This window comes from Halomonas alkalicola (assembly GCF_030704205.1).
Lineage (GTDB): Bacteria > Pseudomonadota > Gammaproteobacteria > Pseudomonadales > Halomonadaceae > Halomonas > Halomonas alkalicola.
The window spans coordinates 601,704-625,026 of record NZ_CP131913.1 but is presented as its reverse complement, the minus strand read 5'-3'; the positions used below and the strand labels follow the sequence as shown (position 1 = coordinate 625,026).

Here is a 23,323-nt window from a genome sequence, read left to right as displayed (position 1 = left end):
AGGGTGGCCCGCTCGCCGGGTCCTGGCCAGTATCGCGCACAGGGCCGGGGGAGGGTCGAGTCTGAGGTACCGCCAATGGCGTGATGGGGGTTACCCTGGCGTGCCCGAGCCACCCCGTGTCAATGGACTGCCGCCATGCTTCGCTCCCGTTTGCGTTTGGTTTCCCACCACGTCTTCCGCTACTTCGAGCACCTGGTGAACCCCTACCCGCAGGACCTCGGCGGCACGCCGCCCCGGGGGCTCTTCGCCTTCATTCTGCATTTCACGCGGCCGGTGCTGCCGCTGCTGCTGCTGATGTCGCTGCTCACCGCCCTGCTCTCCGCCGCGGAGGTGCTCTTCTTCCACTACATGGGGCAGCTGGTCGACTGGCTGGCCGGTGCCGAGCGGGCGGGCTTCTTCGCCGAGTACGGCTGGCGCCTGGCGGGCATGGCCGCGCTGGTGATGGTGCTGCTGCCGCTGCTCACCCTGCTGCAGGCGCTGGTGACCCACCAGAGCATCTTCGGCAACTACCCGATGATCGGCCGCTGGCTGGCACACCGCCACATGCTGGGCCAGAGCCTCGCCTTCTATCAGGACGAGTTCGCCGGCCGGGTCTCCCAGAAGGTGATGCAGACGGCCCTGGCGATCCGCGAGACGGTGACCAAGCTGATGGACCTGATGGTCTACGTGGTCGTCTATTTCGTCGGTGCCATGGTGCTGCTGGGCAGCGCCGAGCCCTGGCTGATGCTGCCGCTGGTGGCGTGGCTGGCCGGCTATATCGCCATCATGCGGGTCTTCGTGCCGCGCCTGCGCCGGGTCTCCATGGAGCAGGCCGACGCCCGGGCGGTGATGACCGGGCGCATCGTCGACAGCTACAGCAACATCCAGACCATCAAGCTGTTCGCCGACACCCGCCGGGAGGAGGCCTACGCCCGGGATGCCATGGAGGGCTTCATGGGCACGGTGCATCGCCAGATGCGCCTCGCCACCGGCCTCACCGTGACCCTGACCCTGCTCAACTCCCTGCTGCTGGCCAGCGTCGCGGCCATCGCCATCGGCGCCTGGTACCTGGAGGCGGTCTCGCTCGGCACCATCGCCGTGGCCATCGCGCTGGTGATGCGCATCCGCTTCATGTCCGACTGGATTCTCTGGGAGGTGGCGAGCCTGTTCGAGAACATCGGCACCGTGCAGGACGGCCTCAACACCATCGCCCGGGAGCCCGCGATCCAGGACGCCCCCGGGGCGCCGGCGCTCGCGGTGCCCCGCGGCGAGATCCGCTTCGAGGCGATGCGCTTCGGCTACGAGCGCCCGGATGGCCAGGCGAAACGCGTCTTCGACGGCCTCGACCTCACCATCGCCCCGGGCGAGAAGGTGGGGCTGATCGGCCGCTCCGGGGCGGGCAAGTCGACCCTGGCCAACCTGCTGCTGCGCTTCTATGACTTGGAGGGCGGGGACCTGGAGGGCGGGCGCATCCTGATCGACGGCCAGGATATCGCCGGGGTGACCCAGGAATCGCTGCGCCGCCATATTGGCATGGTCAACCAGGACACCTCGCTGCTGCACCGCTCGCTGCGTGACAACATCCGCTACGGCAGCCCGGAGGCCAGCGAGGAGGCGATCCTCGAGGCGGTGCGCCGCGCCCACGCCGACACCTTCATCGACGACCTGGTGGACCTGCAGGGACGCCGCGGCCTGGACGCCCACGTGGGCGAGCGCGGCGTCAAGCTCTCCGGCGGGCAGCGCCAGCGCATCGCCATCGCCCGGGTGCTGCTCAAGAATGCCCCCATCCTGGTGCTGGACGAGGCCACCTCGGCGCTGGATTCCGAGGTGGAGGCGGCGATCCAGGAGCAGCTCTACACCCTGATGGAGGGCAAGACGGTGATCGCCATCGCCCATCGGCTCTCCACCATCGCCATGCTCGACCGCCTGGTGGTGATCGACGAGGGCCAGATCGTCGAGAGCGGCACCCACCAGGAGCTGCTGGCGCGAGACGGTCTCTATGCCGCCCTGTGGCGCCGCCAGTCCGGTGGTTTCATCGGGGTGGACGTAGAGGGTGAGGCCGAGTCGGTCTGATCAGGCGGGTCAAGACTCGTGCCGCTCGCGGCTATCCGCGGGGGCCTGCTCGCGGTCGTGCATGCCGTAGTCGCGCAGCACCCCGGCTACGCGCAGGCGGTAGTCGGCGAAGATCTCCTGGCGCCCCTCGGCCTGGGCGGCGCGGTGGCGCTCCAGCCGGCGCCATTCGGCCACGGCCTCCTCGTCGCGCCAGAAGGAGAGCGAGAGCAGCTTGCCCGGCTGGGTCAGGCTCTCGAAGCGCTCGATGGAGATGAACCCGCCTTATTCATGAGACCGGCCTGAAAACGAAGATAGCGGATGGTATCCTCTTGAAAATTCAGTGTGTTCCGCCAAGAACCTGATCCAAGGGAGCCATCCGCTATGGGTGAAAGCCTATCCACCTGGACGCCCTCGTGCAACGGCTCTGTCCGTGTCGAGCTGAGCGGCCACCGCACCACCAGCGACAGCGGCGCTTTGTTGCTGCGTGAAGCCCTCGACAACAGCGGCGTGATTGAGGCGCTCGAAGACAACCTGGTCGATCCGCGTCACCCGCTGCGTATCCGCCACTCCCTGGCCAGTCAGCTACGCACCCTGGTGCTGCAGCGCGCGATGGGCTGGATCGATCTCAGCGATACCGACACGCTGCGCCGTGACCCGCTCTGGCAGTTGGCCTGTAGCGACGCGCGCGGGACGACGCCATTGGCGCAGGACCGGCCGTCTCAAGCCACGCTGTCGCGGCTGCTGACCTGCCTCGGCCGCAACGACAACATCGATGCCGTGCACGAAGGCCTGCTGCGGCTGGTGCTCTGGCGCCTGACCTCGCTGAAGAACGGCGAGCGCCCCAAGCAGCTGACGCTGGACATCGACGGCCTGCCGATCGAGGTCCACGGTCACCAAGGTGGCTCGGCCTACCATGGCCTTTACGGTACCCGCATCTACTCGCCGCTGGTCGCCTCGCTGGCCGAAACAGGCGACATGGTCGGTGGCCTGCTACGCGAGGGCAACGCCGGCCCGGCTGAGAATGCCGATACATGGATCCCCCATCTGGTGACGCGGCTCAACGAGAGCACTGGCGCCCAGGTTCGGGTGCGCATCGATGCCGGATTCACCGACAACGACACGCTGGAGGCGCTGGAAGAGCGCGACATCGAGTATCTGGGCCGGTTACGCAGCCACAAGGGCCTGCAAAAATTGGCGGCGCCCTACCTGAAGCGGCCCCGCGGCCGACCGCCTGAACAGCCTCGAGAATGGTGCCATGACCTTGAGTACCAAGCCGGTTCCTGGCCGGCACCACGGCGCGTCGTGCTGGTCGTGCAGGAGCGCCCCGATGACCTGCTGCTGCATGCCTTCTTCCTGGTCACCAACCTCAGCAAGTTCGACTGGCCGCCAGAGAAGGTCCTAGCACTCTATCGCAAGCGCGGCAGCGCCGAGGCGCACATGGGCGAAGTGAAGTCGGCGCTCGACGTGCACCTCTCGTCGACCGATCGCGGCGCCTCCACCGTTCAGGACGTGATGGCGCGCAACGAGGTGAGCTTGCTGCTCAGTCTCTACGCCTACCAGGTCCTGCATGGCCTGCGCTGCCTCCTGGAGCGGCAAACCCGACAAGGCTGGAGCCTGAGCCGGATGCGCGAGCAGGTGCTCAAGGTCGCCGCCACGCTGAGGCTGCACGCTCGGCGAATCACCGTTCATCTGGGTGCCGCCGCCGACAAGTGGTGGCCGACGCTGCTGAAGGGGCTACCGAAGCTGACCGCACTGAGCTGACGCTCCTGCGAGACCACCACAGCATCAGAAAGCGAGCGACCGGAGCGGCGGTCGGCGATCACGGCTGCTTGGACGGCCGCCATTGATTCCAAAGAGCTATAAGTAAGTAGGAAAAGGGCTGCGTTCTGGCATTACTCAACAGCCACTCGCGCTGAAGAGGCGAATCCTGATAAGCAATGCCAACAGCCAGTACCTTCAGACCGCTCAATCAGCGCCCTCGTGAATAAGGCGGGATGAAGCCATCGGCCTCCTCCAGCAGCGGGCGCAGGCTCGCGGCGATATCGAGGTAGTGGTCGCGGTGCTCGGCCTTCGGCACCACTTCGAAGATGACGGCGATCATGTAAGCTCCTGGTAAACAATACGAACAGCGGCAGGGCGCAATAGCGGCTCGGCCCCGCGGCCCTGGCGGGCACTCCCCCTGAACCTAAAGGGAAACGGCCCCCGAGTCACTCACCCGACCCGAGGCCGCAAGAGGAGGGAAGATGAAGACCATAGGGCTGATCGGCGGCATGAGCTGGGAATCGACCCAGACCTACTACCGGCTCATCAACCAGGGGGTGAAGGCGCGGCTGGGCGGGCTGCACTCCGCCCGGCTGGTGCTCTACAGCGTGGACTTCGCCGAGATCGAGGCCCTACAGCGTCGCGGCGACTGGGCGGCCACGGCACAGATCCTCGGCGCGGCGGCGCGCTCCCTGGCGGCGGCCGGTGCCGACTTCCTGGTGCTGTGCACCAACACCATGCACAGGGCCGCCCCGCAGCTCGAGCAGGCCGTCGAGATTCCGCTGCTGCACATCGCCGATGCCACCGCCAAGGCGCTGCACCGGCAGGGCGTGACCCGGGTGGGGCTGCTCGGCACCCGCTTCACCATGGAGCAGGCCTTCTACCGCGAGCGCCTGGAAGCACACGGCATCGAGGTGTTGATTCCCGATGCCAAACAGCGCGAGCGGGTGCACGCCGTCATCTACGACGAACTCTGCCGCGGTGAGATCCGCTCGGATTCCAAAGCTGATTACCTTGAGATCGTGGCCTCGCTGGCCGGGCAGGGCGCCCAGGGCGTCATCCTCGGCTGCACGGAGATCGGGCTGCTGATCCAGGCCGACGACACGGACATTCCCCTCTTCGACACCACCGCCATCCACGCCGAACAGGCGGTGGAGGCTGCCCTTGCTACTAAACTCGACTTTGCAACGCCGTACCGGCTCACATAGGCTCACGATAATGAATAACTCGCAGGGAGCCAGGAAGGCACAGCGCGACGCTCAATGACTACCGCATGGATGGCTGCAGGCCGTGAACATGCCCAGGTAGGGGCGGTAGCATGTCCCGGCTCCCAAACGCACCCTCACCCAAGAGGGCTTCGTACTCCCGCAAAGCCTTTGCCCAGTACATGAGTATAGATCTGGGTGGTTTCTACGCTCTTGTGGCCAAGCAACTCCTGTACCGTGCGGATGTCCGTGCCCTGGTTCAGAAGCTGAGTGGCGAAGCTGTGCCGGAGAGTATGGCAAGAGCCTGGACGGGTAAGTGAAGCAGCACGCATGGCCTGTCTCACCGCTCTTTGCACCGCTGACGGATGGATATGATGTAGCACGATCTTTCCGGTATCGTCGAAGCAAGGGCGGCTGGCGGGAAAGAGCCACTGCCAGGCCAGGGAGACACCGGCATTGGGGTACTTGCGCTCGAGTGCGTGGGGCAGTGTCACTGGCACAACGCCATGCTGCAGGCGATCGTCCAGCTGATGTTTGGCCGCCGTTATGCTGAGCTGTAGGGCGGGAATGCTGATCCCAGGGAGTAGGGTGGTTCTGTCCTTGTCGCCCTTGCCTGCTCTCACCGTTATGATCTGGCGTTCGAAGTCGATATCGCGGACACGTAATCGGCACGTCTCGATGAGCCGCAGCCCTGAGCCATACATCAAGGTAGACATCAGGTGCATGGGGCCAGATAGATGGCTCAACACGCGCATGACATCCTCGTGAGAAAGCACCACCGGAAGCCGGCGAGGACGCTTGGCACGTGAGAACTCTCCGATATCGCCCAAGGGCTGGTCGAGTACGTGCCGATAGAGGAACACAAGGGCATTCAGCGCCTGATTCTGCGTGGCCGCCGCTACCCGCCGCTCCACTGCCAAATGTTCCAGGAAGGCGCGGACCTCCGCGCCGCCCATGCCGGCGGGATGCCGGACCCCGTGGAAGCGAATGAAGTAGCGTATCCAGTAGCAGTAGGTCTTTTCGGTACGCGGGCTGTAACGTTTCACCCGCAGGGTGGCCCTGATCCGGTCCATCAGCTTCGGCGGTTTGCTGTGCGTATCCATACTCCCGTCCTCCCGATGCATGGATGTTCATACAGTATTATTGACGCTGGCAAAACGCGCAAGCGTGCGAATTTTGTATAGGTGGCCAAGTTTTTCTTTGGGAATAATGAAATCAAGGGGTTAGCTGGTAAAGCTTGCGATGATAAGATTGTTGAACACGCGTGCTCGTTCAAGTCAATAAACGAGCACGCTGTCTAATACCTGTTATGCATTTTTTAGGAAAAGAGGAACTATGGTTGTTGAAGTCAGGCGAGCAGAGCCATCAGATGCTAAAGCGATAAAAGGAATTTATGAGTGCCCAAATGCCTACACCGGCACATTACAACTTCCTTTTCCATCCTCAGATATGTGGGAAAAACGTTTCCAGAATATTCCAGAGCATGTTTATGCGTATGTGGCAGTAGTGGACGGCGAAGTAGTAGGTAATTTGGGCTTTGAGCTATGTACCAATCCGCGACGTCGTCACGTCGGTACATTCGGTATGGGCGTAAAAGACGATGCTCAAGGTTTAGGTGTTGGTAGTGCTTTGCTGAAAACAGTTATTGATTTAGCGGATAACTGGCTGAATTTGAAACGAATCGAATTGACGGTCTATGTGGATAACGAACGAGCGATTAATTTGTACAAGAAGTTTGGCTTTGAAATTGAAGGTGAGTCGAAAGCTTATGCGTTCAGAAATGGCAGCTACGTTGACGTTTACCATATGGCTCGCGTTGTGGCACATGCATAACAAACGCCTCAAGAGGGACTGTCAACGCGCGGCGTTTCCAGTCCCATTGAGCCGCGGTGGTTTCGGTTGTTGTGTTTGAGTTTAGTGGTATGCGTTGCCAGCCCCTTAGGCGGGCGTTATGCATTTTTTAGGAAAGAGGAACCATGGTTGTTGAAGTCAGGCGAGCAGAGCCATCTGATGCTTAAGCGATAAAAGGAATTTATGAGTGCCCAAATGCCTACACCGGCACATTACAACTTCCTTTTCCATCCTCAGATATGTGGGAAAAACGTTTCCAGAATATTCCAGAGCATGTTTATGCCTATGTGGCAGTAGTGGACGGTGAAGTAGTAGGTAATTTGGGCTTTGAGCTATGTACCAATCCGCGACGTCGTCACGTCGGTACATTCGGTATGGGCGTCAAAGACGATGTTCAAGGTTTAGGTGTTGGTAGTGCTTTACTGAAAACGGTTATCGATTTAGCGGATAACTGGCTGAATTTGAAACGAATCGAATTGACGGTCTATGTGGATAACGAACGAGCGATTAACTTGTACAAGAAATTCGGCTTTGTAATTGAAGGTGAGTCGAAAGCTTATGCATTCAGAAATGGCAGCTACGTTGACGTTTACCATATGGCTCGCGTTGTGGCACATGCATAACAAACGCCTCAAGAGGGACTGTCAACGCGTGGCGTTTCCCGTCCCATTGAGCCGCGGTGGTTTCGGTTGTTGTGTTTGAGTTTAGTGGTATGCGTTGCCAGCCCCTTAGGCGGGCGTTATGTGGCTTAAGGAGTTCCGGTATGGCATTCAGTGAATCAGAAAAAACCGCTCTACTCGAAGTGAAGGGTGTGGGGCCTACGGTTGTTAAACGTTTTGAGGAAATAGGTATAGATTCTTTTTCTGAGTTAGCGAACTATGAGCCAAAAGAAATTGCTGAAAGAGTGGCGTCTATGCTCAGAACTACTTGCTGGAAGAATAGTCCTCAGGCCTTGTCGGCGGTCAAGTCTGCAATCGAAAGAGCAAGGCAAGGTCTATAGATGGCGGCGCGCTCACATAACAATCGGCTGTTGTCGCCCCTTCGGGGCTGGGACGGCCTTTCCGCCGCTTTGCGGCTACAAGTCCGCCCCAAAGCCGGGCGTTATGTTTTAAGGAGGTAGTTTGAGTAAAGTCGTTGGACGCTGGCGAATTAAGTGGATGGAAATGTGGGATCAAGACTTTGTTGATCTTATCGAGCCCGGATACTTCCAGTTCGATGAAGATGGCCTCGGCTTTTTTGTATTCGGAGCAGTTGAGGGCCAAATCGACTACCGCATTCCAGATGATGGAGGGCGAGTCGAGTTTTCTTGGTCTGGAAATGATGATGGTCGTGAAAAGTCTGGCCGTGGTTGGTTTCAGTTTTCATCTTCAAATTCAGCGAAAGGGGAACTCTTCATTCATTGTGGAGACGAGTCGGCCGTAGAAATCGAATATCAAACATAACCAGGCGCGGCACTCGGATGCCTTTGTCTCCGCTTCGCTACGTCAAAGTCACCGGTGCGCTAAGCGTAAGCGTTATGCGTGGCGTTCGTCTTGACGTACGTACCCAAAGGCGTACACTTGGTGAAAAGTTGAACACACAAGAGGTGCGTCATGACCGGAATCACAGCAACTGAGGCGCGCAGCAACCTATATCGGTTGATCGACGAGACCGCTGAGTCCCACCAACCAATCGTCATCATGGGTAAGCGGAACAAAGCTGTTCTGGTTTCCGAGGAAGATTGGTCTGCAATTCAGGAGACACTTTACCTGCTCTCCGTACCGGGTATGAGGGAGTCTATTCGTGAGGGGATGGATTCCCCCGTGGATGAATGCGATGAGGAGCTGGACTGGTGACATGGAAGTTGGTTTACACCAAGCAAGCCCAGAAAGATGCAAAGAAGTTGGCCTCCAGCGGACTCAAACCAAAAGCCCAGGAACTGTTAGCGCTGCTAGCGGAAGATCCATACCGCAAGCCGCCTCCGTTTGAGAAGCTCATTGGTGATCTTGCGGGGGCCTATTCACGTCGCATCAATATTCAGCATCGTCTTGTCTACCAAGTGCTTGAGGACGAGCAAGTGGTGAAAGTCCTCAGGCTCTGGAGCCACTACGAATGATGCATAACCAGTCGCTGTTGCCGGACAATTTTTCCACCGCTTCGCGGCTCCAAAATTGCCGCAAAGCTTCGCGTTATAAATCATCAGGGAAGTTATGAGTAATTTTGACAAGATCACCACGTATCATGGAACTGCTGAAGCGCATGCAGATACCTTGGTAGAAGGTAAAGTTGACACTGCTTTAGGTGGCGGTGAGTTAGGGCAAGGATTTTACTTGGGCACTGCATTACATGTAGCAAAAGCTTGGGCAGTACAAATGCATAACTGCGAATCAGTTGTTGAGTTTCAGTTCGACGATGATGAATTTTGGAACTTTGATATAGAGAGCTTAACTGAAATAGAGGCAATTGAATATCGTTCAAATATCAGAAGGAATGGGCAAACCAGAACCTATAAATTCTCAAAGGACATTGTTTGGGGGCCTATTGTTGGCGGACCAAAAGTCTATTCGGATCAGCATAAATGGGAATCTAAGAATGGTGAAAGTTTCTTGAATGGAAGCAAGGTCCTGAGGCGGAAAAGATGAATAGTCTTGTTTACTACCTTTGCTTTTTCAGTCAAGGCGGAGGTTTTTTGTTTCCTGATGAACTACCACCAGACTATTATTCGCCTGGACTATTTCTTATTAAGCCTAACCAAAATGGTGAATACCCATATTCGTTCTCATTTGATGCAATGGATAATGGAAAGCGGGTATCTTTAAATTTGGTTAGAGCTGATGAGGGAAATCCTAGATCAACGCTTTACGTTGTCCGAACCAAGCATTACGGTTCATTTTGGTTCAACCTTGAGCGGGTTAATCCACTTTTGCCTTATTTGGGTACAAGGCCTCAGCTAGAGAATCACCGCAATTTCGGCGTTGCAATCACCACAGATTCAGTAAAGCTGGAAAGAGTTTGCCATAAGTTCGACTTTTATTTTATTGGAAGCACGTTACGTGAAGAAGATTTATAACAAGGCCAGGCACAGCGACGGCTTTTTCGTTGCGGCTTCGCCTCCACTAGAAAGCCGCGCGTGCTGGCGGCGTTATGCAATACCAAAGCCCCCGAGTCATTCATCTGGCTCGGGGGCTTTCGCTTGTTGGCTTTGCGATTACCTGGCCGCTAGTGCTACCCCCACCTTGGAGCGGTTGGGCCGGCCGATGGCCTGGGTGATCCAGGTGCCAGTATCTGCGAGCTTGTCGAGATCGATGCCGGTCTCGATGCCGAGGCCGTTGAGCAGGTAGACCACGTCTTCGCTTGCCACGTTACCGGAGGCGCCCTTGGCGTAGGGGCAGCCGCCGAGGCCGGCGACGGAGCTGTCCACCACCGCGATGCCTTCCTCCAGCACCACGTAGAGGTTGGCCAGCGCCTGGCCGTAGGTGTCGTGGAAGTGGGCGGCGAGCTGGGCCATGGGCACCTCGCGGCTCACCGCCTCGAGCATGCGCTTGGCCTTGAGCGGTGTGCCCACGCCGATGGTGTCGCCGAGCGAGATCTCGTAGCAGCCCATCTCATAGAGCGCTTTCGAGACTTCAGCCACCTTGGCCGGGGCGATCTCGCCCTCGTAGGGGCAGCCCAGCACGGTGGAGACGTAGCCGCGCACCCGCACGCCGGCGGCCTGGGCGCGCTCCAGCACCGGTTCGAAGCGTGCCAGGGACTCGGCCACGGAGCAGTTGATGTTCTTCTGCGAGAAGGCCTCGGAGGCGGCGCCGAACACCGCTACCTCCTCGACGCCGCACTCGAGGGCCGCTTCCAGCCCCTTGAGGTTGGGGGTCAGCGCCGCGTAGGTGACGCCATCCAGCCGGGCGAGGTTCTGCATCACCTCGCGGTGGTCGGCCATCTGCGGCACCCACTTGGGCGAGACGAAGCTGGCCGCCTCGATGTAGGAGAGGCCGGCCGCGCCCAGGCGGTCGATCAGCTCCAGCTTGGTGGCGGTGCTGATCGGCTCGGGCTCGTTCTGCAGGCCGTCGCGGGGACCGACCTCGACCAGGCGAACCTGTTTCGGGAATGCCATCGTCTTATTCCTCCGGGGCGAATTCGAGCAGCACGTCGCCCTGGCCCACGGTGTCGCCGGCGGCGAAGTGGAAGCTCGCCACGTGGCCATCGGCGGGGGCGGACATGGTGTGCTCCATCTTCATGGCTTCCATGACCATCAGCGGCATGCCTTTCTCCACCTTCTGGCCCGGCTCCACCAGCAGCGCCACCACGGTGCCGTGCATGGGCGCGGTGAGGGTGGATTCCGCCTCGTGCTGGCCGTGGTCGATGGCGTCGATGCGGCGCCAGAACAGGCAGGTCTCGCCGCTCGGGTCGGCCATCACCACCACGCCGTTCTCGCCCAGTCGCGCCTGCAGGCGGCGGCGGTGGCCGTCGAGGGTCACCGCCACGGCGTCGCCTTCCAGGTGCTGCAGGCGGGCGGTGAGGGTGGTGTCGCCGATGGTCAGGTGCCAGGGATCGGCGTCGGTCTCCCGGGTGCCTTCCACGATCACCACGCCTTCGGCGTCCGGCGCCTGGGCATTGGTAAGGTTCTGGCCGGTGGCGCACAGGGCCAGGCGGATGGTGTGCGGTGCGTTGAGACGGAAACCGTCATGGCGATCCCAGGGGGAGTCGCTCTCGCACTCGCGGGCCAGCTGCTTGAGGCCGATCAGCGCCGCGGCGGCGTAGGCCTCGGTGGTGATCTCCTGGGTGGCGAACAGGGTCGCTTCGTTCTTCTCGATGAAGCGGGTGTCGAGCTCACAGCCCTTGAAGGCCGGGTGGGTGGCCAGGCGCTGCAGGAAGGCGCGGTTGGTGACCACCCCTTGCACGTCCAGCGCCGCGAGTGCCCGGTTAAGGGTGGCGAGTGCCTGGTCGCGGTCGTCACCGTGGACGATCAGCTTGGCGAGCATCGGGTCGTAGTGCATGGAGACGACGTCGCCGCTCTCCACGCCGCTGTCCAGGCGCACCTTGTTGGAGCCCTTTCCTGAAGAGCTAAGGCCGGCGCCCACCAGGTCCAGGGCGAAGCGGTCCAGACGGCCGGTGGCGGGCAGGAAGTCCTGCTCCGGGTCCTCGGCGTAGAGGCGCGCCTCGAAGCTGTGGCCGGTGATGGTCAGCTCATCCTGCGCGAGAGGCAGCCGCTCGCCCATGGCCACGCGCAGCTGCCACTCGACCAGGTCCTGGCCGGTGATCATCTCGGTGACCGGGTGCTCCACCTGCAGGCGGGTGTTCATCTCCATAAAGAAGAAGGAGCCGTCCGCATCCAGAAGGAACTCCACGGTGCCCGCGCCCACGTAGCCGATCTCGCGGGCGGCGCGCACGGCGGCCTCGCCCATCTCGCGGCGCAGCTCGGCGCTCATGCCCGGGGCCGGGGCCTCCTCCAGCACCTTCTGGTGGCGGCGCTGCACGGAGCAGTCGCGCTCGAAGAGATAGACGCCGTTGCCGTGGCTGTCGCAGAACACCTGGACCTCGACGTGGCGCGGCTGGGTCAGGTACTTCTCGATCAGCATGCGCTGGTCGCCGAAGGCGGCCTGGGACTCGCGGCGGCAGCCGTCGAGGGCGGCCTGGAAGCCCGCGGCGGATTCCACCACGCGCATGCCCTTGCCGCCGCCGCCGGCGCTGGCCTTGAGCAGCACCGGGTAGCCGATCTTGTCCGCCTCGCTCTTGAGCAGGGCGTCATCCTGGTCGTCGCCGTGGTAGCCCGGCACCAGGGGCACGCCGGCGTGGGACATGCGCTCCTTGGCGGCGGACTTGTCGCCCATGGCGGCGATGGCCGAGGCGGGCGGGCCGACGAAGGTGATGCCGGCCTTCTCGAGGGCCTCCACGAAGGGGCCGTTCTCGGAGAGGAAGCCGTAGCCGGGGTGGATGGCGCCGGCGCCGGTGCGGCGTGCGGCTTCGATCACCGCCTCGACCTTGAGGTAGCTCTCGCGGGCGGCGGCGGGGCCGAGGCGCACGGCCTCGTCGGCCTCGCGCACGTGGCGTGCATTGGCGTCGGCGTCGGAGTAGACGGCCACGGTGCGCAGGCCCATGGCGCGCGCGGTGCGCATCACCCGGCAGGCGATCTCGCCGCGGTTGGCGACCAGCAGGGTATCGAATTTCTTCACTTCAGAGGTCATGAGCGGGGCTCCGCGGCGTTGTTGTCGGCGGCACTGTTGTCGCTGTCGTTTGTCCAGGCGGGGCGGCGCTTCTCGAAGAAGCTGGCCAGGCCTTCCTGGCCCTCCAGGCTTACGCGCAGCTCGGAGATCACCCGGCAGGTGTGCTCGCGGGTGGCCTTGCTGTCGGGCTCCCGGGCCACCTCGGCCAGCAGCGCCTTGGTCGCGCGCTGGGCCTGGGGCGAGCCGGCCAGCAGGATGTCGAGCATGGCCTCCACGGCGGCGTCGAGCTCGTCGTGGGGGGCGAGGCGATGAACGAGGCCCAGCGCCAGGGCGGTGGTGGCGTCCATCACCTCGGCGGTGAGCGCGTAGCGGCGCATCTGGCGCTCGCCCAGGGCACGCTGCACGTAGGGGCTGATCACCGCGGGCGACAGGCCGATCTTCACCTCGGAGAGGCAGAACTTGGCCTTCTCGGAGGCGACGACGACGTCGCAGCAGGCGGCCAGGCCCACGGCGCCGCCGAAGGCGGCCCCCTGCACGCGGCAGAGGGTGGGGCAGGGCAGGGTGTCGAGCCCGTGCATCAGGGCGGCGAGCTTGCGCGAGTCCGCCAGGTTGCCCTCGAAGTCGTACTCCACCATGCGCTTCATCCAGCCGAGGTCGGCCCCGGCGGAGAAGCTCTTGCCCTCGGAGCCCAGCACCACCGCGCGCACCTCGCCGTGATGGGCGGCGTCGCGAAGACGCTCCAGGTGGGCGTTGAGCTCGGCGATCAGGCTGTCGTCGAAGGCGTTGTGTACCTCGGGGCGCTCCAGCGTCAGCCAGGCGATGCCGCGATCGTCGAGCTCCAGCCGTGAAAAGGTTGTCTCAGACATAACGGGATCCCCTGCGGTCACATCCGGAACACGCCGAACTTGGTCTCTTCGACCTCGGCATTCATGGCCGCGGCCAGCGACAGCCCCAGCACGTCGCGGGTCTGGGCCGGGTCGATCACGCCGTCGTCCCCCAGCCGCGCACTGGCGTAGTAGGGGTGGCCCTGGTGCTCGTACTGCTCGCGGGTGGGCTGCTTGAAGGCCTCTTCTTCCTCCTTGCTCCACTCGCGGCCCTCGCGCTCGATCTGCTCGCGCTTGACCTGGGCCAGCACGCCAGCGGCCTGCTCGCCGCCCATCACCGAGATGCGGGCATTCGGCCACATGAACAGCAGGTTGGGGTCGTAGGCGCGGCCGCACATGCCGTAGTTGCCGGCGCCGAAGCTGCCGCCGATCAGCACGGTGAACTTGGGTACGCGGGCGCAGGCCACCGCGGTGACGAGCTTGGCGCCGTGCTTGGCGATGCCCTCGTGCTCGTACTTGGAGCCCACCATGAAGCCGGTGATGTTCTGCAGGAAGATCAGCGGGATCTTGCGCTGGGCGCAGAGTTCGATGAAGTGGGCGCCTTTCACGGCGGACTCGGAGAAGAGCACGCCGTTGTTGGCGACGATGCCCACCGGGTAGCCGTGGATATGGGCGAAGCCGGTGACCAGGGTGTCGCCGTAGTAGCGCTTGAACTCGTCGAAGTCGGAGTCGTCGACGATGCGGGCGATCACCTCGCGCACGTCGTAGGGCTTCTTGAGGTCGGTGCCGACGATGCCGTAGAGCTCGGCCGGGTCCAGGCGCGGGGGCTTGGGCGCCTGCATCTTGAGCTGGCCGCGCTTCTGCCAGTTGAGCCGCGACACGCAGGCCCGGCAGAGCTGCAGGGCGTGGGCGTCGTTCTCGGCGTAGTGGTCGGCCACGCCGCTCTTCTTGGCATGGACGTCGGCGCCGCCCAGGTCCTCGGCGCTGATGCTCTCGCCGGTGGCGGCCTTCACCAGGGGCGGGCCGCCCAGGAAGATGGTGCCCTGCTCGCGGACGATGATCGACTCGTCGGCCATGGCCGGCACATAGGCGCCGCCGGCGGTGCAGGAGCCCATTACCACGGCGATCTGCGGGATGCCCTCGGCGGAGAGGGTGGCCTGGTTGTAGAAGATGCGGCCGAAGTGGTCGCGGTCCGGGAAGACCTCGTCCTGGCGGGGCAGGAAGGCGCCGCCGGAGTCGACCAGGTAGATGCAGGGCAGGCGGTGCTTGCGGGCGATCTCCTGGGCGCGGATGTGCTTGCGCACCGTGAGCGGGAAGTAGGTGCCGCCCTTGACGGTGGCGTCGTTGGCGACGATCACGCACTCGACGCCGGAGACGCGGCCGATGCCCGTCACCACGCCGGCGGCGGGCACCGCGGAGTCGTAGACCTCGTGGGCGGCCAGCGCCGAGAACTCCAGGAAGGGGGAGCCCTCGTCGATCAGGTGGTCGATGCGGTCGCGCACGAAGAGCTTGCCGCGGGACTCGTGGCGCACGCGGGCCTTCTCGCCGCCGCCCTGGGCGATGGCGGCGGTAAGCTCGCGCAGCTTCATCACCTCGGCGCGCATCGACGCCTCGTTGGCCTGGAAGCCGTCGCTGCGCGGATTGATCTGGGTAGTCAGAATGGCCATCGGTAACCCCTTACTTGGACTCGTTGAAGAGTTCGCGGCCGATCAGCATGCGGCGAATCTCGCTGGTGCCGGCGCCGATCTCGTAGAGCTTGGCGTCGCGCAGCAGGCGGCCGGTGGGGTACTCGTTGATGTAGCCGTTGCCGCCCAGCAGCTGGATGGCGTCCAGGGCGACCTGGGTGGCCTTCTCGGCGCAGTAGAGGATCACGCCGGCGGCGTCCTTGCGGGAGGTCTGGCCACGGTCGCAGCCGGCGGCCACGGCGTAGAGGTAGGCGCGGCAGGCATTCAGGGTGGTGTACATGTCGGCCACCTTGCCCTGCACCAGCTGGAACTCGCCGATGGACTGGTTGAACTGCTTACGCTCGTGGATGTAGGGCACCACGATGTCCATGGCGGCCTGCATGATGCCGATGGGGCCGGCGGCCAGCACGGTGCGCTCGTAGTCGAGGCCGCTCATCAGCACGCGCACGCCCTTGCCCACCTCGCCCAGCACGTTCTCTTCCGGCACCGCGCAGTCCTGGAACACCAGCTCGCAGGTGTTGGAGCCGCGCATGCCGAGCTTGTCGAGCTTCTGGGCGGTGGAGAAGCCGGGCATGCCCTTCTCGATGATGAAGGCGGTGATGCCCTTGGAGCCGGCCGCAGGGTCGGTCTTGGCGTAGACCACCAGCACGTGGGCGTCGGGGCCGTTGGTGATCCACATCTTGTTGCCGTTGAGCACGTAGCGGTCGCCGCGCTTCTCGGCGCGCAGCTTCATGGAGACCACGTCGGAGCCGGCGCCCGGCTCGGACATGGCCAGCGCCCCGACGTGCTCGCCGCTCATCAGCTTGGGCAGGTACTTGGCCTTCTGCTCGGCGTTGGCGTTGATCTTGAGCTGGTTGACGCAGAGGTTGGAGTGGGCGCCGTAGGAGAGGCCCACGGAGGCGCTGGCCCGGGAGATCTCCTCCATGGCGATGCAGTGCGCCAGGTAGCCCATGCCGGTGCCGCCATCTTCCTCGGAGACGGTGATGCCAAGCAGGCCCATGTCGCCGAACTTCTGCCAGAGGTCGTTGGGGAACTCGTTCTTCTCGTCGATCTCGGCGGCGCGCGGGGCGATCTCGTCGCGGGCGAAGGCGTTGACCTGGTCGCGCAGCATGTTCAGTTCGTCGTCGAGGCCGAAGTCGAGGGGCTTGAAGGGCGTATGCATGAGCGGGGCTCCGTTCTTGTCGGTGGTCGCGGTGCCCGGCTGATAGGGTGGTCATCCGGGCGCGCACGACGGGTCGTGTCGGGTGGTGAAACCGTGATGGCACAAGACTAGATCAGGTTGACGTTAACGTAAAGTGCAGCTTTTCACGCTTTAGCAATAATCCGCGTAACCCCTCGCCCACTCGGGCGGGGATACAAGCGGGCAGCGCGATAGCACTGCTGGGTTTGCAGCACTTGGCCAGTCGGCATAAGCTGTGTATACATCCAGCATCTGGCAGATGGCTATGCTGAAGGCCACGAAGATACGCATCTACCCGACGACCGAGCAGGCGGTGTTCCTGAACCGCCAGTTCGGCGCGGTGCGCTTCGTCTATAACACCGGCCTTCGCATCATGTCCCATCGCTACCAACGCCACGGCCAGTCGTTGAGCGCCAAGCACGACATCAAGAAGCTGCTGCCGGTCGCCAAGACATCGCGCAAGTACGGCTGGCTGAAAGAGGCTGACTCCATCGCCCTCCAGCAGGCGTGCATGAACCTCGATCATGCCTTCCAACGCTTCTTCGATCCCAAGCAGAAGGCCGGCTATCCGCGCTTCAAGAGCAAGCGGGGCAAACAGACCAGCTATCACTGCGTCGGCGTCAAGGCCGGCGACGACTGGATCAAGGTGCCCAAGCTCGGGCCGATCAAGGCCAGGATGCATCGCAAGGTCGAGGGCAGGCTGAAAAGCATCACCCTGACCCGTACCGTCACCGGCAAGCACTACGCCTCGTTGCTGTTTGACACTGAGCAGGCCGCCCCGGCACTGCTGAAGGACGTTGACACCACCAAGGTCGTGGGCCTCGATATGGGGCTGTCGCATCTGGCCATTGACTCCACCGGCCGCAAGATCGCCAATCCGCGCTTCCTCAAGCAGGCGCAGAAGAATCTCAAGCGCAAGCAGCAGGCGTTGTCCCGCACGAAGAAGGGCAGCGCGAATCGGGCCGAGGCACGGTTACTCGTCGCCAAGGCGCACGAGCGGGTCGCCAATGCCCGCCACGACTTCCAGCACAAGCTCTCTCGACAGATCGTTGACGACAACCAAGCGGTGATCGTCGAGACGCTGAAGGTCGGCAACATGATGAAGAACCGCAGACTCGCCAAGCACATCGGCGATGCGTCCTGGTATGCCTTGATCACCAAGCTGGACTACAAGGCCAAGGAGCAGGGCAAGCATCTCGTCAAGATCGACCCGTGGTTTACCAGCTCCAAGACCTGCCATGTCTGCCAGCACAAGAGGGACGCCATGCCGTTGAACGTCCGGTCGTGGGAGTGCCCGGCCTGCCACACACAGCATGACCGGGACATCAACGCGGCGTTGAACATCAAGCAGCAAGGCATCATCCAGTTGAAGGCGGAAGGGCTGTCCGTCTCTGCCCATGGAGGCTTGCGTAAGTCCGGCACATCGCCGGCTGCTGCCTGAGAAGTGGGAAGCCTCGCCCGTGGCGCGTCAGCGCTTAGGGTGGGGAGCAGTCACACGAATGTCGGACGGTGGCACTGCCACGACGACCGTTTCGATACGGCAGCATTGAAACGATAGGATTGAAACGACAAGGGCAGCCCGGTGGGCTGCCCTTGTCGTTTTCTGTGGTTCGGCTCGCTCAGCCGGCCAGCCACTGGATCAGCTGGTGATAGAGCGGGATGCCGATGATCACGTTGAGCGGGAAGGTGAAGCCCAGGGCGGCCAGCATGGCCAGGCCGATATTGGCCTGGGGAATGGCGGTGCGCATGGCGGCCGGGGCAGCGATATAGGAGGCGCTCGCGGCCAGGGCGGTGAGGATCAAGAGCGAGCCGGCGGGCAGGCCCAGTGCCAGGCCCACGGCCAGCCCGGCCAGCGACAGCACCAGGGGGGCGACCAGGGCGAAGGTGAGCAGGCGCCAGTGGAACCAGGGGATGGGGCGCAGCGTCTCGGCGGCGGTGAGACCCATCTGCAGCAGGAAGAGGGCGAGCACGGCGTGGAAGGCGCTGGTGAAGAGCTCGGTGACGTTGGCGCCCTCCTGGGGGCCGTACATGGCGCCGATCACCGCGCCGCCGGCCAGCAGGATCACCCCGCGGTTGGTCAGCGTCTCGTGCCAGATCCCCTGCATCGCTTCCCCGGCGGCCTTGCCCGCATGGCGGCGATAGAGGGCGATGGCCACCATGATCGCCGGCAGCTCCATCATCACGAGATACAGGGTGACCTCGGCGCCGATCGGCAGGTTGCGCCCCTCGGCGAAGGCCAGGGCCACGGCGAAGGTGCCGGCACTCACCGAGCCGTAGTGGGCGGCGATACTGGCGCTATCGGCAGGAGAGAGCCGAATCAGCCGGCGCAGTATCGGCATCAGCGCCAGGGGGATCAGCGCGCCCAGCGCGGCCACGGCGAGCAGTTCCGGTACCAGCGACCAGCCGAGGTTGCCGTAGAGCGCCATGCCGCCCTTGAGGCCGATGGTCAGCATCAGCAGCAGGCTCAGGGTGTCGTAGGCGGCCTTGGGAATGGTCAGGTCGGACTTCACCACCCCGGCCAGCAGGCCGAGCAGGAAGAACATCACCACGATATCGGGCATCAGGAGCGTCTCTTGCAGCGGTCAGGGGAAACGGTCGGCATTGTCGGAAAGTCGCATCATTGATACCAATTAAGTTTTCGCGAGTGCATCATGGATGATTATCTATGGATCGAGGCGAGGAGGGCGTCCCATGAACATTCGACACCTGACGTTTCGACTGCTGCAGGTGCATGTGGCGGTGGTGCAGGCGGGCTCCATCAGCGAGGCGGCGCGACGCCTGCACCTCACTCAGCCCACCGTCTCCCAGCAGCTCAAGCGGCTGGCCGAGGCGGTGGGAGAGCCGCTGCTCGAGAACCGCCAGGGCCGGCTGGCACCCACCGAGGCGGGCCTTGAGCTCTACCGCGCCAGCCGCGAGGTGCTCGGGCGCTTCGCCGACTTCGACGACTACCTGGCGGCGCTGCGCGGCGGCGAGAGGGGGCGCTTCTCCATTGCGCTCGTCAACACCGCCCAGTACGTGCTGCCGCGCCTGCTCGGCCCCTACAGCCGCGCCTTCCCCGAGGTGGACGTTACCGTGCACATCGGCAACCGCCGCCAGATGCTGACCCGCTTCGAGCGCCAGGAGGATGACCTCTACGTCTTCAGCCACCCGCCGTCGCTGGCCCACGCCCTGGCCGGGCGCTTCCTGCGCAACCCGCTGGTGGCGGTGGCGCCCCGGGGGCATCCGCTGGCGGGGCGCGAGCGGATCGTCATGGCGGAGCTTCTGGAGGAGCGCTTCCTGCTGCGCGAGCCGGGCTCGGCCACGCGGATGCTCTTTGAGAGCTGGCTGCAGGAGCAGGGGCTGACCCTGGGGCCGACCCTGCAGATGGCCAGCAACGAGGCGATCCGGGTCGGCGTGGCCGCCGGCATGGGCCTCGCCGTGCTCTCCGAGCACGTGCTGCCGCCGGAGCATCCCGATATCACCATCCTGCCGGTGACGGGCCTGCCCATCGAGAGCCACTGGCAGTTCATCGTGCGCCGCGACCGGCGCCTCTCCCACGCGGCGCTGGGCTTCCTGCGCTTCGCCGAGGGCCACCTCGGCGAATGCGTGGAGCCGCGCTTCCTGAGCAACGAGCTCAAGGGGCTGCTGGGGCGGCTCGACGCCGCCCCGGGGGCCGCCGCTCCGGGGTCAGACCCTTAAGGAAATTTAGGGATCTGGCCCCGGCCGAGGGCGTTGGCTGGGCGTCGGCACCCTCCCGAAGCCCGCGTGATAGCCTGCATTTTCCAGCCTGCCTGCTTTCACGCCATGCTGGGAGAGATGACCGGCCTCGGTCAATTGCCACACACAACGGGTGTTCTGCCATGGCCCAGGTCCTCTCGACGGCTGCCGCAATTGCAGAGGCAGAAGCCTACCAGGGCAAGGTCCTGGGCGCGGTGTCACGCACCTTTGCCTTCACCATCCCGCAGCTTCCGGCCGACCTACGCAAGGTCGTGACCAATGCCTACCTGCTCTGCCGTATTGCAGACACCCTGGAGGACGAGCCCGCGCTTTCCGCGGTTCAGAAGGCCCTCCTGCAGGAACGGTTCCTGGCGGTGCTGAGAGGGGACGAGAGGGCCCAGGATTTCGCCACGCAGGTCACGCCGCTGCTCTCGCCGGCCACCTCGCCGGATGAGCGAGAGTTGATGGCCAATACGCCGCTGGTCGTCCGCTGCACCCACAGTCTCGATGCGCCCCAGCAGCAGGCGCTGGTCAAGTGTGTGAGCATCATGTGCCGGGGCATGAGCCACTTCCAGGACAGCGCCTGCCTGGAGGGCCTGGCGGACCTGGGCGAGCTGGACCGCTACTGCTACCACGTGGCAGGCGTCGTGGGCGAGATGCTCACCGAGGAGTAGACAGCGATATGGCGATGGAGGTGACACCTTGATCAGCACAGGATCAGGCGAGCGCGACGAGACCGTTTCCTTCGATGATGAAGAACTGATTCTGGTCGATGAAGAGGACAGGGAGCTGGGGTTCTTGAACAAGGCCAAGTGCCACGAAGGAAGCGGAGTGCTGCATCGCGCCTTCTCGCTTTTCGTGTTCAATGCCGACGGGGAGCTTCTTCTGCAGCAGCGGGCGAAGGGCAAGCGCCTGTGGTCGCTCTACTGGTCCAACAGCTGCTGCAGTCATCCACGCCGAGGCGAGCCCATGGAAGAAGCGGTTCACCGTCGATTATGGCAAGAGGTCGGCATCGAGGCGGAATTCGACTACCTCTACAAGTTCCACTATCAGGCTCAGTATGATTCAAGCTGAGCCGAGCACGAGCTATGCTCAGTCTTCCCGGGAGTCAGCGACCAGGAGCCACGCCCCAACCGCCAGGAAATCGCCGACTGGTGCTGGATATCACCAGCAAGGCTTGATGCCGACCTGGTCTCTCACCCGGAGCACTATACGCCCTGGTTCAAGATGGAGTGGAGTCGATTGCGGAGTGAATTTGGGGATGAACTGAAAAGGTATATCCGCTAAGTTCAGCGACGAAAAGTCTCCTTTAGCCGCTCCAGTTCGCTCTCCGACCAGCCGTCCGGTTCGGTGAGGGCAACCCAGGCATCGATGTAGTGCTCGGCCGCGATCTCGTGGCCAAACCCCGGAGGAGCGCTGCCGGTAGCCAGGTCGGCGAGCAGCTGCAGCATGGTGACGATGGGGTACCAGCGCAGGTCGGGAGAGACATCCGGGCCGCGCGGTTCGCGCATCCATTCGGGCTCCCGGTAGAGCGAACTCGGTTCGAAGAAGGTCACCGGGTCGCTGGCATATTGAAGGTAGGCGATACGAAAGTCGCCCCAGTCGTCGTCATGGTCCAGTAGGCCGGTGTCCTGATTCATGAAGCGGACGACCCGGCCGTCTCGGAAGCGAGGCAGCCAGGCGGGGGAGCCTGAGTCGCGGTCGGCAGTGACGCTGCGCCAGGTGTCGCTGCGAAAGGGGGGGCCGCTCCACAGGGCGCCCTGGAAGGGGTCGTCGATGATGTCGTAGAGGTCGAAGGCGCTGTCCGAGTTGAGCGCCCCAAGGCTCAGGCCATGGAGATAGAGGGCCGGACGCTCGGTCTGCGGCAGCGCTGACCAGTGGTCGTAGACCGCCTGGAAGAGCGCACGGGCCATCTCGACGCCGTATTCGCCCTCGGTGAGCAAGGCCAGCGGGCTCGGCAGGTAGGAGTATTGGGCGGTGACGGTGGCCACGTCGCCGCGGTGCAGGGCCTCCAGGGTGTCCTGGGCACCGGGGTCCAGCCAGCCACGTCCGGTGGGGGTGGCCAGCAGCAGCAGCGAACGCTCGAAGCCGCCGACCCGAATCAGTTCCGCCAGGGCCAGCTCGGCGCGCTCCTCGGGTGTCTCGGCGGCGTTGAGGCCGACGTAGACGCGGACCGGGCGCTGGGCCGGCGCGCCGATGACCTCGCTCAGCTGTTCGGCACTGGGGGTGGCCGTGATGAAACGACGGCCGCGCAAGCCGAGCCCCTCCCAGCTGATCAGCGAGGCGTCACTGCCGGACAGCTGCGGGTCAGTGGGCGGGTCGAGGTCATCAGGCATCAGCCGGTCGACCTGCTGGTAGGAGTTGTCCAGCGCGCGCAGGGTCAGGGCGAAGATCACCCCGTCGATGACGGCCCAGAACAGCACAATGGCGGCTATCAGGCTCACCATGTGGGAGACTCGCCGGGGCACATGGCGGCGCAGGCGGCGTGATAGCGAGCGGAAGGTGCGGCGGAACAGCCGGGCCAGCAGCAGCACGGCGACGAAGACCAGGGTGGCGACCAGGGCCACGCTGATGGGGCGCGTGCCGTCCACCGGATCCATCTCCATCAGCGTGCGGATGCCTTCCTGCCAGCCGGAGGCTCGCCACAGGAAGACGCCGGCCGCCAGCAGGCAGAAGACGCTGGCCACCAGCTTGATACGCTGGAGGAGGCGCTTGCCGGGTTCGGGCAGCTCCAGGTAGTGCCACAGCCAGTGGCCACCGACGCCCAGAGCGTAGCCGGCGGCGAACGAAAGACCACTGATGCCCCCCTGCACCAGCCAGGGCCGCGGCAGCAGGCTGGGGGTAAGGGAAAAGGCAAAGAACAGGGTGCCGACCATGAGGCCGGTCACCGACAACACCCTGAGCAGCGGCATGAATGGCTCCTGCGGTCCGAAACGAGAGCCCCTGAAGGGCA

Annotated in this window: 25 protein-coding genes; 15 read left to right on the top strand and 10 right to left on the bottom strand. The window is 63.4% G+C overall.

Going from position 1 to position 23,323, the window contains the following annotated elements:
* Positions 1-135: 135 nt before the first annotated feature.
* Complete coding sequence (locus B6N23_RS03040) at positions 136-2,052, top strand: ABC transporter ATP-binding protein (RefSeq protein ID WP_305501704.1); 1,917 nt, start codon at positions 136-138, stop codon at positions 2,050-2,052.
* Positions 2,053-2,061: 9 nt separating this feature from the next.
* On the opposite strand, the gene B6N23_RS03035 is transcribed toward B6N23_RS03040, so the two are convergent.
* Entirely contained in the window at positions 2,062-2,298 is a 237-nt protein-coding gene (locus B6N23_RS03035; protein ID WP_305503933.1) for an antibiotic biosynthesis monooxygenase family protein, read from the bottom strand.
* 75 nt (positions 2,299-2,373) lie between these two features.
* Between B6N23_RS03035 and B6N23_RS03030 the strand changes: the two genes are divergently transcribed.
* Complete coding sequence (locus tag B6N23_RS03030; protein WP_305501048.1) at positions 2,374-3,792, top strand: IS1380 family transposase; 1,419 nt, start codon at positions 2,374-2,376, stop codon at positions 3,790-3,792.
* Between the two features lie 208 nt (positions 3,793-4,000).
* On the opposite strand, the gene B6N23_RS03025 is transcribed toward B6N23_RS03030, so the two are convergent.
* A complete protein-coding gene (locus tag B6N23_RS03025) occupies positions 4,001-4,132 on the bottom strand; it encodes an antibiotic biosynthesis monooxygenase family protein (protein ID WP_305501700.1) in 132 nt (43 codons plus the stop codon).
* A 142-nt stretch (positions 4,133-4,274) separates the two neighbouring features.
* Between B6N23_RS03025 and B6N23_RS03020 the strand changes: the two genes are divergently transcribed.
* Positions 4,275-5,000, top strand: a complete 726-nt coding sequence (locus B6N23_RS03020) for an aspartate/glutamate racemase family protein (protein ID WP_305501698.1) — start codon at positions 4,275-4,277, stop codon at positions 4,998-5,000.
* A 134-nt stretch (positions 5,001-5,134) separates the two neighbouring features.
* Here the strand turns inward: B6N23_RS03020 and B6N23_RS03015 are convergent, their stop codons facing one another.
* Positions 5,135-6,100, bottom strand: coding sequence for an integron integrase (locus tag B6N23_RS03015; protein WP_302142528.1), 966 nt, complete (start codon positions 6,098-6,100; stop codon positions 5,135-5,137).
* Positions 6,101-6,332: 232 nt separating this feature from the next.
* Between B6N23_RS03015 and B6N23_RS03010 the strand changes: the two genes are divergently transcribed.
* The 8 genes from B6N23_RS03010 (at position 6,333) to B6N23_RS02975 (ending at position 9,897) form a co-directional block, all read left to right on the top strand.
* Positions 6,333-6,830: a GNAT family N-acetyltransferase gene (locus tag B6N23_RS03010; protein WP_033933253.1), complete on the top strand. Its 498-nt coding sequence runs from the start codon at positions 6,333-6,335 to the stop codon at positions 6,828-6,830.
* Between the two features lie 188 nt (positions 6,831-7,018).
* Positions 7,019-7,471, top strand: a complete 453-nt coding sequence (locus B6N23_RS03005; protein WP_305503931.1) for a GNAT family N-acetyltransferase — start codon at positions 7,019-7,021, stop codon at positions 7,469-7,471.
* Between the two features lie 140 nt (positions 7,472-7,611).
* The gene (locus B6N23_RS03000; protein WP_169958114.1) at positions 7,612-7,848 is read left to right on the top strand and encodes a helix-hairpin-helix domain-containing protein; all 237 of its coding nucleotides are present in this window, start codon (positions 7,612-7,614) and stop codon (positions 7,846-7,848) included.
* Positions 7,849-7,969: 121 nt separating this feature from the next.
* Positions 7,970-8,290 carry a hypothetical protein gene (locus tag B6N23_RS02995; RefSeq protein WP_164834383.1) on the top strand — a complete coding sequence of 107 codons (321 nt, stop codon included), beginning with the start codon at positions 7,970-7,972 and terminating at the stop codon, positions 8,288-8,290.
* A gap of 150 nt (positions 8,291-8,440) precedes the next feature.
* Entirely contained in the window at positions 8,441-8,683 is a 243-nt protein-coding gene (locus tag B6N23_RS02990) for a type II toxin-antitoxin system Phd/YefM family antitoxin (RefSeq protein WP_099036673.1), read from the top strand.
* Positions 8,680-8,943: a Txe/YoeB family addiction module toxin gene (locus B6N23_RS02985; RefSeq protein WP_305501681.1), complete on the top strand. Its 264-nt coding sequence runs from the start codon at positions 8,680-8,682 to the stop codon at positions 8,941-8,943. Before B6N23_RS02990 ends, B6N23_RS02985 begins: the two co-directional genes overlap by 4 nt.
* Positions 8,944-9,037: 94 nt before the next feature.
* Positions 9,038-9,469, top strand: a complete 432-nt coding sequence (locus tag B6N23_RS02980) for a hypothetical protein (protein ID WP_305501680.1) — start codon at positions 9,038-9,040, stop codon at positions 9,467-9,469.
* Positions 9,466-9,897, top strand: a complete 432-nt coding sequence (locus B6N23_RS02975) for a hypothetical protein (RefSeq protein WP_305501679.1) — start codon at positions 9,466-9,468, stop codon at positions 9,895-9,897. The genes B6N23_RS02980 and B6N23_RS02975 overlap by 4 nt, the downstream gene beginning before the upstream one ends.
* A gap of 138 nt (positions 9,898-10,035) precedes the next feature.
* Here B6N23_RS02975 and B6N23_RS02970 read toward each other — a convergent pair whose 3' ends face one another.
* The 5 genes from B6N23_RS02970 to B6N23_RS02950 are packed head-to-tail and all read right to left on the bottom strand — an operon-like array spanning position 10,036 to position 16,656.
* A complete protein-coding gene (locus tag B6N23_RS02970; protein ID WP_305501678.1) occupies positions 10,036-10,935 on the bottom strand; it encodes a hydroxymethylglutaryl-CoA lyase in 900 nt (299 codons plus the stop codon).
* Positions 10,936-10,939: 4 nt separating this feature from the next.
* The gene (locus B6N23_RS02965) at positions 10,940-13,006 is read right to left on the bottom strand and encodes an acetyl/propionyl/methylcrotonyl-CoA carboxylase subunit alpha (protein ID WP_302142535.1); all 2,067 of its coding nucleotides are present in this window, start codon (positions 13,004-13,006) and stop codon (positions 10,940-10,942) included.
* On the bottom strand, positions 13,003-13,851 hold the full coding sequence (locus tag B6N23_RS02960; protein ID WP_305501677.1) for an enoyl-CoA hydratase-related protein: 849 nt from the start codon (positions 13,849-13,851) through the stop codon (positions 13,003-13,005). Before B6N23_RS02960 ends, B6N23_RS02965 begins: the two co-directional genes overlap by 4 nt.
* Before the next feature lie 17 nt (positions 13,852-13,868).
* Positions 13,869-15,476 carry a carboxyl transferase domain-containing protein gene (locus B6N23_RS02955; protein ID WP_305501676.1) on the bottom strand — a complete coding sequence of 536 codons (1,608 nt, stop codon included), beginning with the start codon at positions 15,474-15,476 and terminating at the stop codon, positions 13,869-13,871.
* A 10-nt stretch (positions 15,477-15,486) separates the two neighbouring features.
* A complete protein-coding gene (locus B6N23_RS02950; protein WP_305501675.1) occupies positions 15,487-16,656 on the bottom strand; it encodes an isovaleryl-CoA dehydrogenase in 1,170 nt (389 codons plus the stop codon).
* A 277-nt stretch (positions 16,657-16,933) separates the two neighbouring features.
* Between B6N23_RS02950 and B6N23_RS02945 the strand changes: the two genes are divergently transcribed.
* Positions 16,934-18,115 carry an RNA-guided endonuclease TnpB family protein gene (locus B6N23_RS02945; RefSeq protein WP_305501674.1) on the top strand — a complete coding sequence of 394 codons (1,182 nt, stop codon included), beginning with the start codon at positions 16,934-16,936 and terminating at the stop codon, positions 18,113-18,115.
* A 178-nt stretch (positions 18,116-18,293) separates the two neighbouring features.
* Here the strand turns inward: B6N23_RS02945 and B6N23_RS02940 are convergent, their stop codons facing one another.
* Positions 18,294-19,235 carry a sodium-dependent bicarbonate transport family permease gene (locus B6N23_RS02940; protein WP_305501673.1) on the bottom strand — a complete coding sequence of 314 codons (942 nt, stop codon included), beginning with the start codon at positions 19,233-19,235 and terminating at the stop codon, positions 18,294-18,296.
* Positions 19,236-19,365: 130 nt separating this feature from the next.
* Between B6N23_RS02940 and B6N23_RS02935 the strand changes: the two genes are divergently transcribed.
* The 3 genes from B6N23_RS02935 to idi all read left to right on the top strand — a co-directional run bounded on the left by B6N23_RS02935 (position 19,366) and on the right by idi (position 21,444).
* A complete protein-coding gene (locus B6N23_RS02935; RefSeq protein WP_305501672.1) occupies positions 19,366-20,352 on the top strand; it encodes a LysR family transcriptional regulator in 987 nt (328 codons plus the stop codon).
* 161 nt (positions 20,353-20,513) lie between these two features.
* Positions 20,514-21,044, top strand: coding sequence for a squalene/phytoene synthase family protein (locus B6N23_RS02930; RefSeq protein ID WP_305501671.1), 531 nt, complete (start codon positions 20,514-20,516; stop codon positions 21,042-21,044).
* Positions 21,045-21,072: 28 nt separating this feature from the next.
* Positions 21,073-21,444, top strand: coding sequence for an isopentenyl-diphosphate delta-isomerase (gene idi, locus B6N23_RS02925; RefSeq protein WP_305501670.1), 372 nt, complete (start codon positions 21,073-21,075; stop codon positions 21,442-21,444).
* Between the two features lie 215 nt (positions 21,445-21,659).
* On the opposite strand, the gene B6N23_RS02920 is transcribed toward idi, so the two are convergent.
* The gene (locus tag B6N23_RS02920; RefSeq protein WP_305501669.1) at positions 21,660-23,282 is read right to left on the bottom strand and encodes an alpha/beta hydrolase; all 1,623 of its coding nucleotides are present in this window, start codon (positions 23,280-23,282) and stop codon (positions 21,660-21,662) included.
* Positions 23,283-23,323 lie beyond the last annotated feature (41 nt).

Coding starts and splice junctions, on each gene's coding strand:
- B6N23_RS02945 (WP_305501674.1), top strand. CDS start 16,934: ATGGCTATGCTGAAGGCCACGAAGATACGCATCTACCCGACGACCGAG.
- B6N23_RS02935 (WP_305501672.1), top strand. CDS start 19,366: ATGAACATTCGACACCTGACGTTTCGACTGCTGCAGGTGCATGTGGCG.
- B6N23_RS03020 (WP_305501698.1), top strand. CDS start 4,275: ATGAAGACCATAGGGCTGATCGGCGGCATGAGCTGGGAATCGACCCAG.
- B6N23_RS03040 (WP_305501704.1), top strand. CDS start 136: ATGCTTCGCTCCCGTTTGCGTTTGGTTTCCCACCACGTCTTCCGCTAC.
- B6N23_RS03000 (WP_169958114.1), top strand. CDS start 7,612: ATGGCATTCAGTGAATCAGAAAAAACCGCTCTACTCGAAGTGAAGGGT.
- B6N23_RS02955 (WP_305501676.1), bottom strand. CDS start 15,476: ATGGCCATTCTGACTACCCAGATCAATCCGCGCAGCGACGGCTTCCAG.
- B6N23_RS02970 (WP_305501678.1), bottom strand. CDS start 10,935: ATGGCATTCCCGAAACAGGTTCGCCTGGTCGAGGTCGGTCCCCGCGAC.
- B6N23_RS02960 (WP_305501677.1), bottom strand. CDS start 13,851: ATGTCTGAGACAACCTTTTCACGGCTGGAGCTCGACGATCGCGGCATC.
- B6N23_RS02950 (WP_305501675.1), bottom strand. CDS start 16,656: ATGCATACGCCCTTCAAGCCCCTCGACTTCGGCCTCGACGACGAACTG.
- B6N23_RS03015 (WP_302142528.1), bottom strand. CDS start 6,100: ATGGATACGCACAGCAAACCGCCGAAGCTGATGGACCGGATCAGGGCC.
- B6N23_RS02980 (WP_305501680.1), top strand. CDS start 9,038: ATGAGTAATTTTGACAAGATCACCACGTATCATGGAACTGCTGAAGCG.
- B6N23_RS02975 (WP_305501679.1), top strand. CDS start 9,466: ATGAATAGTCTTGTTTACTACCTTTGCTTTTTCAGTCAAGGCGGAGGT.
- B6N23_RS02940 (WP_305501673.1), bottom strand. CDS start 19,235: ATGCCCGATATCGTGGTGATGTTCTTCCTGCTCGGCCTGCTGGCCGGG.
- B6N23_RS02990 (WP_099036673.1), top strand. CDS start 8,441: ATGACCGGAATCACAGCAACTGAGGCGCGCAGCAACCTATATCGGTTG.
- B6N23_RS02930 (WP_305501671.1), top strand. CDS start 20,514: ATGGCCCAGGTCCTCTCGACGGCTGCCGCAATTGCAGAGGCAGAAGCC.
- B6N23_RS03010 (WP_033933253.1), top strand. CDS start 6,333: ATGGTTGTTGAAGTCAGGCGAGCAGAGCCATCAGATGCTAAAGCGATA.
- B6N23_RS02920 (WP_305501669.1), bottom strand. CDS start 23,282: ATGCCGCTGCTCAGGGTGTTGTCGGTGACCGGCCTCATGGTCGGCACC.
- B6N23_RS03025 (WP_305501700.1), bottom strand. CDS start 4,132: ATGATCGCCGTCATCTTCGAAGTGGTGCCGAAGGCCGAGCACCGCGAC.
- B6N23_RS02965 (WP_302142535.1), bottom strand. CDS start 13,006: ATGACCTCTGAAGTGAAGAAATTCGATACCCTGCTGGTCGCCAACCGC.